At 60.4% G+C, this 18,429-nt stretch carries 12 protein-coding genes and 1 tRNA gene; 12 read left to right on the forward strand and 1 reads right to left on the reverse strand.

Features of this window, described 5'->3' with window-relative positions:
- The first annotated feature begins 10 nt into the window (after positions 1-10).
- The 11 genes from ACIY1O_RS06635 to ACIY1O_RS06685 all read left to right on the forward strand — a co-directional run bounded on the left by ACIY1O_RS06635 (position 11) and on the right by ACIY1O_RS06685 (position 15,717).
- Complete coding sequence (locus ACIY1O_RS06635; RefSeq protein ID WP_397474301.1) at positions 11-1,624, forward strand: efflux RND transporter periplasmic adaptor subunit; 1,614 nt, start codon at positions 11-13, stop codon at positions 1,622-1,624.
- Positions 1,624-3,720, forward strand: a complete 2,097-nt coding sequence (locus tag ACIY1O_RS06640) for a site-2 protease family protein (RefSeq protein WP_397474318.1) — start codon at positions 1,624-1,626, stop codon at positions 3,718-3,720. Before ACIY1O_RS06635 ends, ACIY1O_RS06640 begins: the two co-directional genes overlap by 1 nt.
- A 252-nt stretch (positions 3,721-3,972) precedes the next feature.
- Positions 3,973-4,764 carry a helix-turn-helix domain-containing protein gene (locus ACIY1O_RS06645; protein WP_397474302.1) on the forward strand — a complete coding sequence of 264 codons (792 nt, stop codon included), beginning with the start codon at positions 3,973-3,975 and terminating at the stop codon, positions 4,762-4,764.
- 97 nt (positions 4,765-4,861) lie between these two features.
- Positions 4,862-10,981 carry a YadA-like family protein gene (locus tag ACIY1O_RS06650; protein ID WP_397474319.1) on the forward strand — a complete coding sequence of 2,040 codons (6,120 nt, stop codon included), beginning with the start codon at positions 4,862-4,864 and terminating at the stop codon, positions 10,979-10,981.
- A gap of 70 nt (positions 10,982-11,051) precedes the next feature.
- Complete coding sequence (locus ACIY1O_RS06655; protein WP_397474303.1) at positions 11,052-11,807, forward strand: OmpA family protein; 756 nt, start codon at positions 11,052-11,054, stop codon at positions 11,805-11,807.
- Between the two features lie 66 nt (positions 11,808-11,873).
- Positions 11,874-12,422, forward strand: a complete 549-nt coding sequence (locus tag ACIY1O_RS06660) for a hypothetical protein (RefSeq protein WP_397474304.1) — start codon at positions 11,874-11,876, stop codon at positions 12,420-12,422.
- 3 nt (positions 12,423-12,425) lie between these two features.
- Complete coding sequence (locus ACIY1O_RS06665) at positions 12,426-12,857, forward strand: hypothetical protein (protein WP_397474305.1); 432 nt, start codon at positions 12,426-12,428, stop codon at positions 12,855-12,857.
- A 33-nt stretch (positions 12,858-12,890) separates the two neighbouring features.
- The gene (locus ACIY1O_RS06670; protein WP_397474306.1) at positions 12,891-13,871 is read left to right on the forward strand and encodes an NAD(P)H-quinone oxidoreductase; all 981 of its coding nucleotides are present in this window, start codon (positions 12,891-12,893) and stop codon (positions 13,869-13,871) included.
- Positions 13,872-14,170: 299 nt separating this feature from the next.
- On the forward strand, positions 14,171-14,923 hold the full coding sequence (tpiA, locus tag ACIY1O_RS06675) for a triose-phosphate isomerase (RefSeq protein WP_397474307.1): 753 nt from the start codon (positions 14,171-14,173) through the stop codon (positions 14,921-14,923).
- Positions 14,924-14,940: 17 nt separating this feature from the next.
- Positions 14,941-15,450: a preprotein translocase subunit SecG gene (gene secG / locus ACIY1O_RS06680; RefSeq protein WP_397474308.1), complete on the forward strand. Its 510-nt coding sequence runs from the start codon at positions 14,941-14,943 to the stop codon at positions 15,448-15,450.
- Between the two features lie 182 nt (positions 15,451-15,632).
- A tRNA-Leu gene (locus ACIY1O_RS06685) sits at positions 15,633-15,717 on the forward strand.
- 262 nt (positions 15,718-15,979) lie between these two features.
- Here ACIY1O_RS06685 and ACIY1O_RS06690 read toward each other — a convergent pair.
- Positions 15,980-16,996 (reverse strand): LysR family transcriptional regulator, encoded by a 1,017-nt coding sequence (locus ACIY1O_RS06690; RefSeq protein ID WP_397474309.1) that lies wholly within the window; start codon positions 16,994-16,996, stop codon positions 15,980-15,982.
- Positions 16,997-17,209: 213 nt separating this feature from the next.
- On the opposite strand from ACIY1O_RS06690, the gene ACIY1O_RS06695 reads away from it, so the two are divergent.
- On the forward strand, positions 17,210-18,421 hold the full coding sequence (locus tag ACIY1O_RS06695) for an efflux RND transporter periplasmic adaptor subunit (protein ID WP_397474310.1): 1,212 nt from the start codon (positions 17,210-17,212) through the stop codon (positions 18,419-18,421).
- Positions 18,422-18,429 lie beyond the last annotated feature (8 nt).

Raw genomic sequence — 18,429 nt, forward strand, 5'->3', positions numbered from 1 at the left:
AGCAGGCGGTATGAGCGAAGCACAGAAGAAAGACGTTCCACCGGCGGGAAACCGCCGCATGGTAGTGAAAGCGGGGCGGGCCTCGGCCCGCTCGGGCCCGGCGGGCGCCTCCAAGCCCGCCGCTCCGGTGCTGTCGAAGGCGGCCGGCGTGTCGCCCATGGCGGCGGCATCCAGCGCCTCGTCCGCCGCACCGGCCAGACGCGGCCGTCCGTCCGCCGCCTCGCCCAAAGTTGGCCAGCCGGCCGCCGAGCCGCGCCGGTCTACTTCAGCGGCCAAAGGCCCTTCGCTGGACAGTGTGCTGGCGGGCCTGGAGGCGCGGGCGCGGGCAGCCGAGTCGGTGTCCGAGCTGGGCTTTTCCATCGCCAACGAAACCCATGGCTTGTTTAGATTCCGCCAGGCCCTGGTGCTGCGCGGTGAAGGCCCCTCGGCCCGTCTTATGACGGTGTCGGGCCTTGCCAAGCCTAGCGAGGACAGCCCCTATCTGGTGTGGCTGCGCCGCGCCTGGCCCTGGCTTCAGCCTCAGGTGGCCGAAAAGCCGGGCTGGTTCGTGCCTGATCCAGCCGTGCCCATGCCCGACGCCGTCGCGGACGGCTGGCGCGAATGGTGGACAGAGGGCGTGCTGGTCATGCCTTTGCGGGCCAGGACGGGCAGGGCGCTGGGCTGGGTGGTGTTCTTGCTGGAGGCGCCTCCGGCCGAGTGGCAGGTGAAGGCGCTGGAGCGCCTGGCGGCAAGCTGGGGCTATTGCTGGGAAATGCTGGGCGGGGCGGGTCGCCGCAGGCGCTGGGTCGACCGCTGGAAGTCGTGGGGCAAGCCCGCACGCCTGATTCTGCTGGCCGTGCTGGTGGCGGCCTTCCTGATTCCCATACGCCAGACCGTGCTGGCGCCCGCAGAAGTCATCTCGCTGGATGCGCGCGTCGTGGCGGCGCCGCTGGACGGCGTGATCAAGACGGTGCACGTGCGCCCCAATCAGGCGGTCAAGGCGGGCGACCTGCTGTTTTCCCTGGACGACACCACCTTGCGCAACCGCTACGAAGTGGCGCGCGAATCGGTGGCGGTGGCCGACGCCGAGCTGATCGCCGCGTCGCAGCGCGTGTTCCAGGACTCGGCCGGCCAAAGTGAAATCGCCATGCTGACCGGGCGCGCGCACGAGCGGCGGGCCGAGCTGGAGGCCGTGCGTTCGCAACTGAGCCGCGTCAACGTGGCGGCCGACGAAGACGGCGTGGCCGTGTTCAGCGACCCGGACGATTGGCTGGGAAGGCCGGTAAGCACCGGCGAGCGCATCATGCTGCTGGCCGATCCGCAAGACCCCGGCATGCTGATCCACCTGCCCGTGGCGGACGCCATGTCGCTCGAGCCGGGCGCCGAGGTAAAGCTGTTCCTGACGGTGCGGCCGCTGGAGCCCTTGTCGGGCCGCCTGACTGAAACCAGCTATCAGGCCACGCAGTCGCCCGACGGCATTGCAAGCTATCGCTTGCGCGCCGTGTTCGACGACGATGAGGCGGGCCAGGGCCAGGCGCGCATCGGTTTGCGCGGCACCGCCAAGCTGTACGGTGAAAGCGTGGTGCTGGCCTATTACTTGATGCGCAGGCCATTGGCGGCCGCGCGCGAGTGGACGGGCTGGTGATGATGCCCGGCCAGCCGCCGGCGCCTTTGCCGCTGCGGGAAGACCTGCGTTTATATGAAACCGCGCCCGACCGCGACGGCGGGCCATGCTGGGTTATCCAAGACCCGGTCACCAACCGCTTCTATCGCGTGGGCTGGTTCGAATACGAATGCCTGCTGCGCTGGCCCGGAGACCCCGCCCGGATCGCGGCCGACATCGCGGCCCGCACCACCTTGCAGGTGGATGCCGGCCATGTCCTGGAGTTCGCCGAGTTTCTCGAGCAGAACCGCCTGGTGCGGCCCTCGCCCGAGGGTTTGCAGCGGCTGAAGCAGCAGGCCAACGCGCCGGGCTGGCGGCACTGGAAATGGTGGCTGCACCACTATCTGTTCGTGAGGGTGCCGCTGGTGCGCCCGCATCGTTTCCTGGCCCGCCTGCTGCCGTGGGTCGAACCGCTGTTTACCCGCACCGCCCTGATATTGCTGATAATGGCGACCCTGCTGGGCCTGGCGCTGGTGATGCGGCAGTGGGACAGCTTCACGCATAGCGTGATGGACCTGATCAGCCCGGCGGGCATCGCCGGTTTCGTGCTGGCCATGGTGGTGTCCAAGACCCTGCATGAAATGGGGCACGCCCTGGTGGCGACGCGCCAGGGGCTGCGGGTGGCCCACATGGGGGTGGCTTTCGTGGTGCTGTGGCCCATGCTGTATACCGACACGGGCGAGTCGTGGCGGCTGCGCTCGCATCGGCAGCGGCTGGCCATTTCGGTGGCGGGCGTCAGTGTCGAGCTGGCGCTGGCCGGCATGGCGACCCTGGCCTGGGCGGTGCTGGACGACGGCATGCTGCGCCAGTCGATGCTGTACCTGGCCACCACCGCCTGGGTGCTGTCGCTGGCGCTTAATGTCAGCCCCTTCATGCGCTTCGACGGCTATTTCATATTGTCCGACGTGCTGAACTACCCGAACCTGCACGAGCGTGCGGGCGCGATGGCGCGCACTTGGCTGCGGCGCGGCGTGCTGGGCCTGCCCGATCCCTATCCCGAAGTGGTCGTGCCGCGCGTGCGCCGCACGCTGATCGTTTTCGCCTTGCTGACCTGGCTGTACCGGCTGGTGGTGTTCCTGGGCATCGCCTGGGCGGTGTATGCCATGTTCTTCAAGGTGCTGGGTATTTTTTTGCTGGTGGTGGAGATTCTATGGTTTGTATTGCGGCCAATCTGGCAGGAGCTGAAAGTGTGGCATGAACGTTGGCCCGAGGTGGCCCGCAGCCGCAAGGCCAAGCTGTGGGGCGTGTTGCTGGCGGTGCTGTTGCTGCTGGCCGTGCCCTGGAAGCTGGACGTGCGCGCGCCGGCCGTGGCGCAGCCCGTGCGCCAGCAAATCGTATTCGGGCCCATGCCGGCCCAGGTAACCGCCCTGCGGGAGCCGGCCCGGGTAACGGCCGGCCAGAACCTGGCCGTGTTCACGGTACCCGAGCTCAATGATCGCGGCCGACGCATAAGCGCGGCCATCAACGCCCTGGAGCGCCGTCTGGCCGGGCTGATGGCCGACGACGCCGGCATGGCGCATCGCGGCGCCTTGTTGCGGCAATTGGGCGAGCAGCGGGCCGAACTGGCCGCCATTGATGAAGAGCGCGCCCGCCTGAGTGTGCGCGCCGCGTTCGACGGCGACTGGCTGGATGTCGACCCCATGCTGGGCCCGGGCAGTTGGGTCGATGCGCGCACGCCGCTGGGGGTACTGGTGGACGCGGGCGAATGGGTGGTGGAAGCCTATGTCGACCAGCGCGACGTCGCCCGCCTGCAGCCGGGCGCGCAAGCGCGGTTTTATTTTTCCGGTGAAAGCGGCGGTGTGGCGGCGCAAGTGGAATTCATTGACCCGGCGCGTAGCCAGCGGCTGGCCCATGTCATGCTTGATGGCAATCACGGCGGGCCCATTCCCACCCAGGCCGGCCAGCAGGAAGGCATGCCGGTGGATGCCGTCTACCGGGTGCGCCTGCGCCTGGAAGAGCCCTTGCCGGGCCTGCGCGAAACGCGTGGCCGCGTGGCCATCGAGGGCGAGAGGCGCAGCCTGTTGTGGCAGGGCGCGCAGCGCGTGGCCTCTGTGCTGATACGGGAAAGCGGTTTCTGATTCGTCGTGGTCAGTACTGATGCGCCAGAAAAAGTAAAAGAATGCAATTATTTTTGACCGTGTTCATAAGTTAAGCCTTGTCAATAATGTAACTTTCAGTTTTTATTTCGGTGAATTCAAATATTCCAGAGTGTGTTCCAAAGGTGTGAGCGTTAGAGTTGGTTCAGACTGGGTGACGCAAGACCGGGCGCGGCAGCCAGCTATTGCCGCGCCGTCGGCAATCACATTCTGGGTAGATCTGAGTCCACAAATATGGAAGGTTCATTTGTCATAGTCAGCAAGGTGCCCGAGAGAATCTCGCGTTGCACTGTGAACTTGCAATCGCTCACCACCAATTTTTTGTTTTTTTCCGACCTTGCCTCACTCCTGGCCCCGCAGTTGAAGTTCAGCCCCCGGCTGATCGTGATAGACAATGCTGACGGCGAGTTGGATATTGCCAAGAGCGTCCGCCAATTAAAAAGCATAGAAATCTATGGCAAGACGATCATTTTGGTGATCGTCGACGAGGGCAGTGGAGAAAGCGGAATCACAGCGCTGGAAGCGGGAGCCAACGATTATCTGATTTATCCCTTCTTGGGCAGAGAGCTTGAGGCTCGAGTTCGGATCCACTTGAATTCGGCCGCTTATGAGGAGCGCGAGCCCGAATATGATCTTGAGGGTATTTATCCGGTTGAAGACCGGGTGATTCTTAAAAACGCCCTTTGGCATCTTGAAAAGCACACCGCGTCAATCGCAAGCCTTAGCGATTTATCGCTTCTCGTGGGCAGAGGGCAAAAAGATATAGACCGGGCATTTCGGACCCATTTCAAGAAGACTGCATCCGCTTATACGAGAGCGTTCAAAATAGACAAGGCGAAGGACCTGCTTTCAAAGACTCGGCTGCCTGTGACGCAGATCGCGCACGACGTGGGTTACTCAAGCGCGGCGAACTTTTCCACGGCATTCAAAAGCGCGGTTGGGTTGACTCCGGTGCAGTACCGGGCACAGAGCCCGTCGCTCAGAGCGTCAAGGAGTGTCAATTCGGTAACTTTAAACTTTGATTAGTTTTCAATCAAAGATTTACGTATGAATTAAAAAGCAAGGCTGATCGCGTTCAATCAAACTCGCCTCCGATTAGATTAAGCACCCATCGGAGAACATGATGAATAAAGCCTATAAAAGCATATACAACGAAAGTACCGGTACTTTTGTTGCCGTGGCAGAGAACGTAAAGGCGCGCGGCAAGCGGGCTTCGAGCCGAGTGGGTACCGCAGGCAAGTTGGCTGCGATGATTGCTTCGAGTGTGCTCTTCGTGGGCAGCGCGATTGCGCAGGTACTTGTGGAAGACGGTCCTGGCGGAAACGCCATCACTTTCACCTCACCGGGCGGAAGCATCGATTTTGGAAGCGGCGGCAGCATTAGCGGCTTGTCAAGCTTGGCCGTCACTGGGGGGTTGTCCGCCAGCCAGCTTACGCTTGGCGGCACCCTTTTTAACGCCAGGGACATCGCAACGACAACAGCCTTGAGCGCGACGAATGCGAACGTTAATGCGCTTCAAGGCCAGGTTGCCGATCTTGGTACTTCGATCACGACCAACAGCCTGACTGTTGCCGGCGACGTTCTCGTTGCGTCAAGCTCGGGTGTCACAGTGGGCGCAGAGCTGAACATGGGTGACAACAAGATCACCGGACTGGCGGACGGCGACATTGGCGCGGCCAGCACCGATGCCATCACCGGTCGGCAAATCCATAACCTCTTTATTGAAGAGGGAGCGGGCGGAGTAAGGTATTTCCACGCAAATTCCAAAGAGCCCGACTCGCAAGCGAGTGGCCAGGAATCCATCGCGATCGGTCCCAATACGGTGGCCGAAGGCGACAGCAGCTTTGCCGCCGGCGACGGCGCACAGGCACTCGAAGATAACAGCTTCGCTGCGGGTGCCGGCGCCATTGCGGACGGATCGAGCTCGATTGCGTTGGGTCACCGCGCCACAGTGTCGAAGCCGGCGGATCAAAGTGATCCGACTGCGGCCATTGCCATTGGGCAGGATAGCGCAAGCAGCGGTGTGGCAAGCACAGCCATTGGCCGGAAAGCAACGGCTTCGGGGGCTGGCGCCATAGCCTTGGGTGACGGCGCCATGGCCTCTGGTGGCAACGGCATTGCGTTAGGCGAGGGCGCCCTGGCTGGGGCAGCCAATAATGTCTCGATCGGTAATGCCGCTGGCGTGGGTACGGGTGGTGTTACCGCAGGCGACCAAGTCAATAATATTGCCATTGGCGATAGGGCTGGCCAATACGTGATCGGCCAGCGCAACGTGGCAATGGGAAAACAGGCCGGCAGCAGCATTGAAGGCAACGACAATATTGCTTTTGGTGAGAGAGCAGGTAGTGCTCTGAGTGGTGATAGCAACATCAGCATTGGTATTTTTGCAAACCAGTCTGCCGGTAATGTGGATCGAGCCATCGGCATCGGACAAGACTCTCGGGCGGGAACCGATGGCATTGCCATTGGTCATTTGGCTTCTGCCGCTGGAATCAATGGCGTGGCGCTCGGACTTGGCGCAAACACTGGGGCCTCAGGGGTTGCTGTCGGTGCTAATGCTTCGGCGATCAGCAGCTTTGTCGCTTTGGGCGCGGGCTCTCGCGCGGTCGCCAGCGACGTTGACGAGACCAAACTCAGCGCGTTTACTGGTCGTGAATTTGTTGGCGGAACTGCTGTTTCTGTGGGGAGCAGTGTGGCAGGAAGCGAGTTTACGCGACGTATCGTCAATGTGGAAGATGGCGCAAATGAGACTGACGCGGTAAACGTGCGTCAGTTGCTGACCGCAATAGAAGACGCAGAAAAGTTTGGCGGTCCCATCGATTATGACGAGCTGGCTGAAAAAGTAGATGGTAGTTTTGCAGAGCAGATTGCCGACGCCAAAAGCAAATACGTTTCCACCAACGATGGCGGCGTGTCGAAAGGAAACAGAAACAACGATGGTGCTCTTGCAGATTATTCAATTGCCATCGGTCCGGACGCTACCTCTACCGGTACCAACTCGTCGGCGATTGGATCAGAGGTGGACGCTGCCGGCGCTTCTTCAGTTGCGCTGGGTCACGATGTTAAATCATGGGCGCTTAACACGACCACGATTGGCAATAGTCGTACGGAAGCACGCGACGTAAGCGGTGTGGCCATTGGCACGAACGTACAAAGCCGTGGGCTGAACTCCATTGTTATTGGTCGCGATTCGGAGTCGGACGATCAGGACGGCCCTGTTGTTCATAACTCGATTGTCATCGGCACTGAGTCCAAGTCGACGGCTCGCGAAGGCATTGTCATCGGCAGGGAATCTCTTGTTAATGCAGCCAGGGGCATTGCCCAAGGCGATAAAGCTGAAGCAACGGCAGTAGACGCAATGGCGTTTGGCACAGGCTCGCGTGCCAAAGCTGTCAATTCGCAAGCAAGCGGTACCGGCGCTATTGCAAATGCGGAAGGCGGCATCGCGTTGGGGGAAGGCGCCAAGGCGGGACAGGACATCACACTTACCGGGGATGCAAACGAAAATTCCATTGCGATTGGCACTGGCGCGTTCGCCTCCAAGGACAGCAGCATCGCCACGGGTACGGGTGCGCAGGCGACTGCTGATTGGGCGCAGGCCTCTGGATACGATGCCCAAGCCACGGAAGTTAATGCAATGGCTCTCGGCCACGGTGCGCGCGCCACTGAGCAGGATGCTTCCGCCTTTGGTTCTGATGCGCGAGCTAGTCAGGCACGTGCGTTGGCATTTGGCACCGGTTCACGCGCAAGCGGCGTGGACTCCTCTGCCTTTGGCAGTGCAGCCCGAGCCGAGGCAAGTAACGCCTCCGCCTTTGGCCGGGGCGCCGTGGCGTCGAACCCAGACTCGGTTGCGCTGGGTGCCGGCTCGTTTACGGGCAATTCCTTCCCAACCATACAAGGCACGGTTGGAGGCATCACTTACGGTTCCTATGCCGGCAGCGAACCGAACAGCGTGGTCAGCGTGGGTAGAGTGGGCGATGAGCGCCAGATCAGCAACTTGGCTGCCGGTCGTGTCACCGAAACCAGTACGGACGCGATCAATGGCAGTCAGTTGTTTGCGACAAACACAGTGCTGGGCAATGTTGCCAACTCTTTGGCTGACGGTGGAAATAGTGTGCTGGGTGGCACTGCCAATGTGGGTAATGATGGCACTATCACCATGACCGACATCGGTGAAACGGGTGAAGACACCGTTCACGACGCCATCAAGTATGCGGCGCAGGGCTGGGACGTAAGCGCCAATGGCGAGACGGCCCAGAACGTGCGCCCCGGCGGCTCGGTGGACTTTGGCAATACCGACGGCAACATCGACATCGCCCGTGACGGCACCGACCTGGAATTCAACCTGTCCGACGATGTCGTGATCGGCAACAGCATCACGGTCGGCGACACGGTTGTCAACGACAACGGCTTGACTGTTGGCGATACGGTTGTCAACGGCGATCGTGTCGCGACAGCCAACCTTACGGCTACGGGCGAAACCCGGTTGGGCGACAACTTTGTGGTGGGCAACGACGGTACGGCGACCTACAACGGTTCCGAAGTCGCCACGCAGGCGGACGGCCTAAGTTTTGCCGGTAACACGGGCGGCACCATCGCCAAGACTCTGGGCGACGACACGCCGCTGACCATTTCCGGTGACCTGGCTGCTGATGCGGACGCATCCGGCGCCAACCTGCGCGTGGATAGTGTGGATGGCAAGTTGAATCTCGTCATGGCGCAAGACCTGACCGACCTTAACAGCATCACGATCAACGGTGGTCCGGTGATCAATGGTGATGGCATCGATATGAACAATAAACGCATCACCAACCTCGCCCCCGGCGTGGACGGCACCGATGCGGTGAACGTCGATCAGTTGGGCGAAATCGAGTCGATCGCTCAGCGCGGCTGGGACATCAGCACCAATGGCGACAATGCTGAGACGGTGGCTCCAGGAAATTCGGTCAACTTCACTGATGACGGGAATGTGCTGGTCAGCAACAGCGTGGATGCAGACGGCAACCATACGCTCAACGTTGAGCTGGCTGAGGATCTGACCGGATTGAATAGCGTCGGCCTGAACGGCATAGACGGTCAGGATGGTCTGACTATCCGTGGCGGCGACGGTGCTCCGGGTGTGGGCGGTGCGGACGGCATTACGCGCATCATCTACGAGGATGAGGGCGGCAATGTGCGTGAAGTTGCGACTATGGACGATGGCTTGAGCTTTGCCGGGAATACTGGCGACGATATCGTTAAGAAGCTGGGCGAGACGCTGACCATTTCGGGTGCCCTTGACGAAGGTGACGATGCTACCGGCGCCAACCTGCGCGTGGACAGTTTGGACGGCAAGTTGAATCTCGTCATGGCGCAAGACCTGACCGACCTTAACAGCATCACGATCAACGGTGGTCCGGTGATCAATGGTGATGGCATCGATATGAACAATAAACGCATCACCAACCTCGCCCCCGGCGTGGACGGCACCGATGCGGTGAACGTCGATCAGTTGGGCGAAATCGAGTCGATCGCTCAGCGCGGCTGGGACATCAGCACCAATGGCGACAATGCTGAGACGGTGGCTCCAGGAAATTCGGTCAACTTCACTGATGACGGGAATGTGCTGGTCAGCAACAGCGTGGATGCAGACGGCAACCATACGCTCAATGTCGAGCTTGCTGACGACATCGAAATCGCAAACAGCATCACAGTTGGCAACTCGGTACTCGATACCGAGGGTCTAACCGTCACGGATGCCGACAATATTACCGAGGTGGGCGCGGGTACCATTTCGGTGACTGATGCAGGCGGCACAACATTAATCAAGGGCAACCAGATTGAGGTCGGCGGCGATAATCCGGTCCGGATCAGCGGTGACACGGGCACGATCGACGGGCTGACCAACAAGACCATTGATTACGATGGGTTCGCAGACGGTTCGGGTCGTGCCGCAACGGAGGATCAGCTTGACCTGGTCAACCAGACCGCTAACGCCGGCTGGAACGTCTTCGACGCAGAGGGAAATGAAGCCAATATCGGGCCAAGCGGTCAGGTGACCTTCGTAGCTGGCAACGAAAATCTCTCTGTGAAACTGTCGGACGACACCGATGACGCGGGTGTAGTGGAAATCACTTTGGCTGACAACATCGAGCTGAGCGAAGACGGCAGCATAGCGATCGGTGACGTTACTGACGGCAGCACGCTGGATACCAATGGTCTGACGGTGGCCGATGGCGGCAACCAGACGGAGGTGGGCGCGGGCACGATCTCGGTGACTGATCCGGATGGCTCGACGACCATCGGTGGCAACCAGATAGCGATCGGCGGCAACAATCCGATCGTCATCAGCGGCAATACCGGCATCATCAGCGGCTTGCAGAACCAGACTGTCCACTACGCAGGCTTCGGGGACGGTTCGGGCCGGGCTGCGACGGAAGAGCAGCTTAAGCCGATCACCGACTTCGTGTCGCTCAATGAGGACGGCACGTTCAGCTACAACGGCGGGCAGTATGCGTCATTGCAGGGCGCGCTCGACAGCATGCACTGGAACGTCGAGGCGCCTGCGCCTGACAATGCAGGCGGGGACGCCGGTGGTTCGGGCGGTTCCGGTTCGGGTGGATCCGGCGGCAACAGCGGCTCTGGCGGCGATACCGGTTCGGGCGGCGGCACACCCATCCACAACAGCAACACGGTGGGCTTTGTCGAAGGCGACAACATCGTCATATCAAAGACCGACAGGGTCAATGATGCGGGCCAAACCGTTGGCGCGGATATCAAGGTGGCGGTGTCCCAAGACCTCAAGGTCAACTCCATCACCGCCGTGCAGGTCCAGGCCGACGAAATCCAGATCAACAACGGCGGCCCCATCATCAACGAGAACGGCATCGATATGTCGGGCAAGCCCATTACCAATGTGGCGGCGGGCGTCAATGAAACCGATGCGGTGAACGTGGGCCAGCTTCAGCAGGCCACCGGCAACTTGCAAGGACAGGTCAACAGTCTGCGCAATGACGTGCGACGCCTGGACAACAAGCTGAGCGCGGGTGTGGCTGCTGCGATGGCTACCGCAGCGTTGCCTCAAGCCTACTTGCCCGGCAAAAACATGATGGCCATGGCTGGAGGCACCTGGAACGGCGAGACCGGTATGGCGATTGGCTTCTCGGGCATCACTGATAACGGCAAGTGGGTCTACAAGGTGTCGGGCAACGCGACGTCGCGGGGTGATTACGGCGGCGCCGTGGGCGTGGGCTTCCAGTGGTAGTGATTTGAACCACGGGTGCATCGGCCATACGCGCCGATGCACCCCGCATATCTTCTAGGAAATTTTCATCATGAATAAAAAACTGATTAGCCTTGTGCTGGTTTCAGGCTTGGCAATGGCGGGCTGCGGTACCTTGAGCCAGGTCGATCAACAGGGGCGGACGGACAATCCCGTCTTTCCTGAGTTGGATGACGCGACGTTCAAAACCGGCTCTTATCCCAATCTCGACAACTTGCGTCAGGTGCAAGATGGCGCAACACGGGACCAGTTGTACGACCTGCTCGGGCGTCCGCATTTTTCGGAAGGGTTCAAGGTTCGTGAGTGGGACTATCTTTTTCACTTCAATACTGCCGAGGGCCTGAAAACGTGCCAGTTCAAGGTGTTGTTCGATAAAGACCTGATTGCGCGCAGCTTTCACTGGGCGCCTGAAGCATGTGCATCCATCCTGGACCAGGCGCCGGCGAAACCGTTTTCGCTTTCGGGGGATGTGGGTTTTGCTTTTGGCAGTGCCGTCTTGACGGCGGCCGGTTTGAGCGAAGTGCGTCACATTGCCGACCAGTTGAAACAGCATGATCAGGCGCAGCGCATTACGGTGTCGGGCCATACCGACCGAATTGGCGATGCGGCGCTGAACCAGCGTCTATCACTGCAGCGGGCTGAGTCCGTCCGCAGCGCCTTGGCTGCAGAAGGCATACCGGCTGCGAGCATTCAGGCACAAGGCTTTGGAAAAGATCGGCCCGTTGTGCAGTGCGACCAGCAAGACCGGAGCGAGCTGATCGCCTGCTTGGCGCCGAACCGGCGTGTCGACATCGAGATCCAAGGTTAGCCACAGGCGTAGTTTTGAAAAACCGGCTGCCGGAAAGGCATGGGCGGCCGATGCTTCTAAGAGAATATGAAAGCTTTATTTAAGTTAAGCGCGCTTGTGTTGGCTGTGGCGCTTGGGGGTTGCCAACACACCGCTTCCAATCGCTTGCCTCCGGCGCCGGTTGACCCCAAGCCCCCTACGATCCAGCATCAAGGTGCGTCGGCAACACCGGCTGCCGCTGTGCAGGCACAGGCCAGGCAGCAGGCGGCGACTGTTATCACCTTGCACTTGGCGCAAGAAAAGGCGGAAGCGCCGCTTCTAGAAGTAGATGTCGGCGGAGCCTCGCTTTATGCCTTGCCGCGGCCCATATTGACCCAGGCCGACATTGGACGCGTTTCGCCCGTCGTAACTCAGGGCGAGGGAGACTTCATCCTGCTGGAAATGAACCAGCACGGCATTCCCAAGCTGCATCGTATCACCGAGCAGGCGCAAGGACACTATCTGTTGCTTAGCGTGCAAGGCCAGTTGGTCAGTGTTGCCCGGATCGGCCAGACCATCAAAGATGGACGCTTGCTGGTCGGCACGCAGAATCCCCAGCATAGCCAGGCGATAATCAAAATGATGCGGGGCGGCTAGTCTGTGTACGATTTTGACGTTGTTTTTCTGTTGCTCAGTTCGCCTCGCTCGGCGCACTTTGACGATGTCCTGAGGCTGCACGATGCGGCCGCGAGCTTGGGGTTCCATACAGTCATAGCGACTAGTCCGGCGGAAGTCTCGGCCACTGCCAAGCGCTTTCGCATTATCGTGATCGACGGTGACCAGAACAGTGACTTTGACGTGCATGCCCTGGCATGGGGCATGCTTGGCTTGGACAACACCGCCCTGGTTTTTCTGGCGGACGTCACTTCGGTTGCCCGCGAGCGCGGCCTTGCGACGAGGGCGGACGTCTGTCTTCCCAGGATGGTCGACGTCGAGACGTTCTGCGGCACTTTGCTTGGGCTGGCCAACAATCCTGTGCGTCCTGTCGCTGTCGATGACAGCTGCACAGCGCATAGTGCATGGTATGGGTGATAATAGTTCCTGTCGTCAAGTACAGGAGTCATTATGAAAGCGGTGGAAATTACCAAGGCGGGCGGCCCCGATGTGCTGGTGCCGGTCGAGCGTCCCATGCCCGAGCCGGGAACCGGCGAAGTGCTTATCAAGGTTTCCGCCGCCGGGGTCAATCGGCCCGATGTCTTGCAGCGCAGCGGCGTGTATCCACCGCCTCCGGGCGCCTCCGACCTGCCCGGCCTGGAAGTGGCCGGCGAAATCGTCTCGGGCGATGCCGCGGCGGGCGGTTTTTCTGTTGGAGACAAGGTGTGCGCGCTGATCGCGGGCGGCGGCTATGCCGAGTACGTCGTGGCGCCCGCCGCGCAATGTTTAAGCATTCCCAAGGGCCTGAGCGAGATCGAGGCGGCCGGCTTGCCGGAAACTTATTTCACGGTGTGGAGCAATGTGTTCGACCGGGGCCGGTTGGCCCAGGGTGAATCGTTGCTGGTGCATGGCGGGGCGAGCGGCATCGGCACGACAGCCATCCAGTTGGCCACAGCCATGGGCAACACGGTGTACGCCACCGCCGGCAGCGACGAGCGCGCCCGCGCTGTCGAAAAACTGGGCGCGGCGCTGGGCATCAACTACCGCAGCCAGGATTTCGTCGAGGAAATCCGCCGCGTTACCGACCAGAAGGGCGTCAACGTCATTCTGGACATGGTGGCGGGCGATTACATCAATCGCGACATCAAGTGCCTGGCCGATGACGGCCGCATCGTCATCATCGCGGTGCTGGGTGGAACCAAGGCCACCATCGACTGCGGCCAGGTATTGCGCCGGCGCCTGACGATCACAGGCTCTACGCTGCGGCCGCGTCCGGTCGAGTTCAAGGCCGACATTGCTCAATCGTTGCAGCGTCATGTGTGGCCGCTGCTGGAGTCGGGCCGGGTCAAGCCTATTGTGCACAAGACGTTTCCGCTTGAGCGGGCATGCGACGCGCACGCCATGATGGAGGCGGGCGAGCAGATCGGTAAATTGATTCTTACCGTGAACTGATGTGGGCGGCGGGCAAGCGCCCGCCGCGGCCCTGCCGTGCCATGTTGTTTTGGCAATGTGCGGGCATTAATTTGCGCGGCTTCGTTTGGCTGCAAGGCCCTAATCGGGCTATAATGCCCGGTTAACTCGATATTCGTATTTTTGCCCCTTGCAAGTGCTACAGGCCATCAGCGGCTGAGTTTTCCTGGTTTTTGCCGCGCACCGTACAAGCCGTAACCCAGGCTTGCGCAGGCCTTGGCTTCTTGCCGGCGGCGCTAGTGTGCGCCTGCTGTCTGGGCGCATGCCGTTTTTGGAACTCAATGAACACTGCTTCTTTTCGCAAGCGCCTCGTCATGGGCAATTGGAAGATGAATGGCGGCCTGGAGGCCAATGCCAAGCTTCTGGCCGACTTGCATGCGGGCGCCGGCATTTTGGCTGATTATTGCACGGTCGCCGTGTGCGCGCCGTTCCCCTATTTGGCGCAAGCTCGTTCTCAGCTCGAGAACAGCGTCATTTCCTGGGGTGCGCAAGATGTCAGCGCGCACGACAGCGGCGCCTATACGGGTGAAGTATCCGCCGCCATGCTTAACGATTTTGGCTGCACGTGGGCGCTGGTGGGCCATTCCGAAAGGCGCGCCATGCATGGCGAAAGCGACGAGCTTGTCGCCGCCAAGGCCAAGGCCGCCCTGGCCGCAGGCTTGACGCCCGTGGCGTGCGTGGGCGAGACATTGGCCGAGCAAGAGGCAGGGCACACGCTAGACGTCATACAGCGGCAGCTTGCGCCGGTGCTGGCACTGGGGGCAGAGGCGGTATCCGGCCTGGTGGTGGCCTACGAGCCCGTGTGGGCCATCGGTACGGGCTTAACCGCAACGCCCGCGCAAGCCCAGGAAGTGCACGCCGCCATTCGCGCAGCGCTTGGCACGGTGGGTGCTCAACAGGTGCGCGTGCTGTACGGCGGAAGCGTCAAGGCCGACAACGCCGCCAGCCTGTTTGCCATGCCGGATATCGACGGCGCGCTGGTAGGCGGCGCCTCATTAGTGGCGGACGAATTTTTACGCATTGCAGCCGCATAGGCTTCGGAGTCTTTTAAATGAATTGGTTGTCACCTTTACTTCTGGCGATTCAGGTCACCACATCGCTTAGCATCATCGTGCTCGTTCTATTGCAGCAGGGCAAGGGTTCTGAAATGGGCTCGGCTTTCGGCAGCGGCTCGGCCGGCAGCCTGTTCGGCGCTTCGGGCGCGGCCAACTTCTTGTCGCGTCTTACCAAGTGGGCGGCCGTACTGTTTTTTCTTTCGACCATCGGGTTGGCTTATACCGCGCATCGTACGGGCGACTCCATTCTTGACGGCGGATTGATGCAAGATTATCAGGCGCCGGCCCCCGCCGCCTCAGGCAGCGCCGTGCCCAACGTGCCTGGCGAAGCGTCCGGCAACGCGCCTCAAGCTCCCGCCGGCAACGTGCCTGGCGATGCGGCAGTGCCTTCCGCCCCGACAGAAGTGCCGCAAGCGCCCGAGGCAGAATCAGGTTCTTCCCAAGTGCCCCAGGCGCCCCAGGGCTCGGGCCAGTCAGAGTCTTCCGAAGTTCCCGCGTCGCAGTAAGTTACTGTGCCGCAGTAAATGCTCGCGTCGCAATAAGTCTCCGCGTCGCGGTAGCAAGCTTCCTGTGCGGGCCGACAGCCGGCGGCTTGCACAGAAAAACGGCTTTTCGCCGCGCATGGTTTTGGTTTGAAACCCAAGCACGCGCCGATTAAAAATGTGCTAATATTACGTTCTTTACATTTGCCGACGTGGTGGAATTGGTAGACACGCTATCTTGAGGGGGTAGTGGCGAGAGCTGTGCGAGTTCGAGTCTCGCCGTCGGCACCAAAATAAAAGCAGCTGCTTTCAACAGCCGCTGCCGCAGTAAAAAAACCCGCATGAACCTAATGTTCTGCGGGTTTTTTAACGTTCTGCGGTTTTCGGCTCTTTTCTATAATCAGAGGAAGGGCACGCATCAAACAGGACCTTCCCCATGATCGGGGAAGGGCACTCATCAAACACGGTGCATGACACCGTTTCTATGCACACCCGGCATGGAAACCGTTTACAAGAACTGCCGCCGGCGTCGCCGGGGCTTTGCCTTGCCCGGTTAAAAAACCGCCTCTTCGGTTTCCTGGACTTCGATCTGTTTGCGTGTTTTTGCTTGCGTATTTTTTGCGCCGGCAAAATTGCATTCTGTGTCGTAGACCTGATGTTTGCAGCCGCTTAGCAGCGGACACTTCTGGAACAGCTCGCTAACCCAATCGACAAAAACTCGCACCTTGGGGGACAGGTGGCGGTTGTGCAGATACACCACTGAAATTGGAAGCGGTGGAGGAGTCCATTGAGACAGCACTTCTACAAGCTCGCCTGAATCCAGCAAGGGTGCTACCAGATAGCGTGGCACCTGAATTAGCCCGATACCCTGCATACCGCATTTCACATAGGCCTCGCCATCGTTGACCGACACCGTGCCGTTTACCTGAACGTCGTGTCGCTTGCCGTCGACCATGAATGACCAATCGATGATGCGCCCCGTACGGCTCGAAAAATAGTGCACTGCGCGATGCTGTTTGAGCTCGGCGATGGTTTTCGGTTCGCCGTACCGTTCGAGATACGAAGGAGCGGCGCAGGTGATGCCTGAGAATGTGCCGATGCGGCGTGCGACCAGACTGGAGTCTTCGAGTTCACCGACTCGAATCGCGCAGTCTACAGCTTCGCGTACCAGATCGACGGGGCGGTCGCTCATGCCGATAGCCAGTTCGATGTCTGGGTAGCGCGAATGAAAATCGCACAGCGCAGGCATGAGTATCCTTCGGCCGATGGACGGCGACATCTCAAGGCGCAGACGCCCGCTTGGTAGCTGGTTTTCCTGGCGAAAGGATGATTCGAGATTTTCGAGCTCGGCAAGAAGCTGCTTGCACCGCTCGTAATAGGAAGCGCCGTCCGGCGTCATGCTAAGGCGGCGCGTCGTGCGATTAAGCAATCTTACCTTGAGGCTTCGTTCCAGCTTCTGGATTGTGGTGCTGACGGTGGAGCGGGGCAATCCCAGGCTATCAGCCGCCAGCGAAAAACTGTCGGCCTCCACGACCCGGGTGAATATCTGCATTGCCTGGAAGCGGTCCATGAGCTTCTCCAATTGTTCGCTGTGTGTGAATAGTATTGCCGAATAAAAGCTATTTAACTGGGCCTGCAAAAAATTAATAATACACCTAATCGTTCTGCATGACGATGGGTCAGGCGGCAATCAGCAGCTATCCAGCTCACCGCTTAGCTGTCGCGACGCACCAGGTTAAACGTCAGCACGCCATGCGAAAACCACTTTTATAAAGAATCTCCCATGTCACTTCTCAAGAAACGATACGCGCTCACTGCACTGTTAATCGTTGCTGCCGGCGCCATAGCGGCCACGGCCCACGTCCGTATCTCGGGCGCCGAAGCTGCCCTTTCGGAACCTCATGCCCAGGCTGCCGCGGTCGACGTTGCGCCGGTGCATGAACGACTTATTCACGAACTACGTGATTATTCGGGCCGTCTGGAAGCTGTTGATCACGTCGCGATCCGGCCGCAGGTTTCGGGCACGATCACACGAGTGCATTTTGCCGACGGCGCCTTGGTCAAGGAGGGAGACGTTCTTTTCACCGTTGACCCCAGGCCCTATCAGGCCGCCGCGGCGCGCGCCCGGGCGGAGCTTGCAGCCGCTAAAGCGCGTGCAAGCTACACCAAGGCCGAGTTCGCTCGGGCCAAGCGCCTGTTGGCTCAAAATGCCATTGCTCGCAAGGACTTCGAAGAGAATCGTAATGCGGCGGGCGTGGCCGAGGCGGAACAACAAGCTGCTGAAGCCGCCTTGGCCTCGGCCGAGCTTGACCTGGAGCATACGCAAATTACCGCGCCCGTCTCGGGACGAGTGTCGCGCGCCGAGGTTACCGAGGGCAACTTCGTTGTGGCCGGCACCGGGTCTCAGCCCCTTACGACGCTGGTGTCCGTAGACAAGATGTACGCATCGTTCGAGGTGGATGAACAAAGTTTTTTAACATTCGTCCTGCCTTCCCGGCTGTCAGGCAGCGCGCCCGCGTCGGTGTCGATGGGCTTGATCAATGAGCAGGGCTTTCCGCGTCCGGGCAGGGTGGCGTCCGTGGATAACCGTCTGGATGCCGCCTCCGGCACCATCCGGTTGAGGGCGGTGTTCGACAACGCCGACGGCATGCTGGTGCCTGGTTTATATGCGCGTATCCGCCTATCCAGCGGCGCCGAGCGCAACGCCGTGATGGTGCGGGAAACAGCCGTCGGCACAGACCAGGACAAGCGTTTTGTGCTTGTGGTGGACGATGACGAACGCACGGCGTATCGCGAAGTGAAGCTGGGTGCGCTTCAAGAAGGCATGCGCGTAGTTGAAGAAGGCCTGCAAGCGGGGGAACGCGTCGTCGTCAACGGTATTCAACATGTGCGGCCCGGCGATCCAGTTATCGCTCATTCGGTGGAGCCCGCAGAGCCACGGCTTGCCGACTTAGGCGGCGCCCCGATTCCCGCTGCTTCCAAGAACGCGTCTTGAACCGCCCC

It is taken from the genome of Pusillimonas sp. (assembly GCF_044464525.1).
In the GTDB taxonomy this organism is placed as follows: Bacteria; Pseudomonadota; Gammaproteobacteria; order Burkholderiales; family Burkholderiaceae_B; genus Pusillimonas.

Coding starts and splice junctions, on each gene's coding strand:
- ACIY1O_RS06660 (WP_397474304.1), top strand. CDS start 11,874: ATGAAAGCTTTATTTAAGTTAAGCGCGCTTGTGTTGGCTGTGGCGCTT.
- ACIY1O_RS06690 (WP_397474309.1), bottom strand. CDS start 16,996: ATGGACCGCTTCCAGGCAATGCAGATATTCACCCGGGTCGTGGAGGCC.
- tpiA (WP_397474307.1), top strand. CDS start 14,171: ATGAACACTGCTTCTTTTCGCAAGCGCCTCGTCATGGGCAATTGGAAG.
- ACIY1O_RS06635 (WP_397474301.1), top strand. CDS start 11: ATGAGCGAAGCACAGAAGAAAGACGTTCCACCGGCGGGAAACCGCCGC.
- ACIY1O_RS06645 (WP_397474302.1), top strand. CDS start 3,973: ATGGAAGGTTCATTTGTCATAGTCAGCAAGGTGCCCGAGAGAATCTCG.
- ACIY1O_RS06655 (WP_397474303.1), top strand. CDS start 11,052: ATGAATAAAAAACTGATTAGCCTTGTGCTGGTTTCAGGCTTGGCAATG.
- ACIY1O_RS06640 (WP_397474318.1), top strand. CDS start 1,624: ATGATGCCCGGCCAGCCGCCGGCGCCTTTGCCGCTGCGGGAAGACCTG.
- secG (WP_397474308.1), top strand. CDS start 14,941: ATGAATTGGTTGTCACCTTTACTTCTGGCGATTCAGGTCACCACATCG.
- ACIY1O_RS06650 (WP_397474319.1), top strand. CDS start 4,862: ATGAATAAAGCCTATAAAAGCATATACAACGAAAGTACCGGTACTTTT.
- ACIY1O_RS06695 (WP_397474310.1), top strand. CDS start 17,210: ATGTCACTTCTCAAGAAACGATACGCGCTCACTGCACTGTTAATCGTT.
- ACIY1O_RS06670 (WP_397474306.1), top strand. CDS start 12,891: ATGAAAGCGGTGGAAATTACCAAGGCGGGCGGCCCCGATGTGCTGGTG.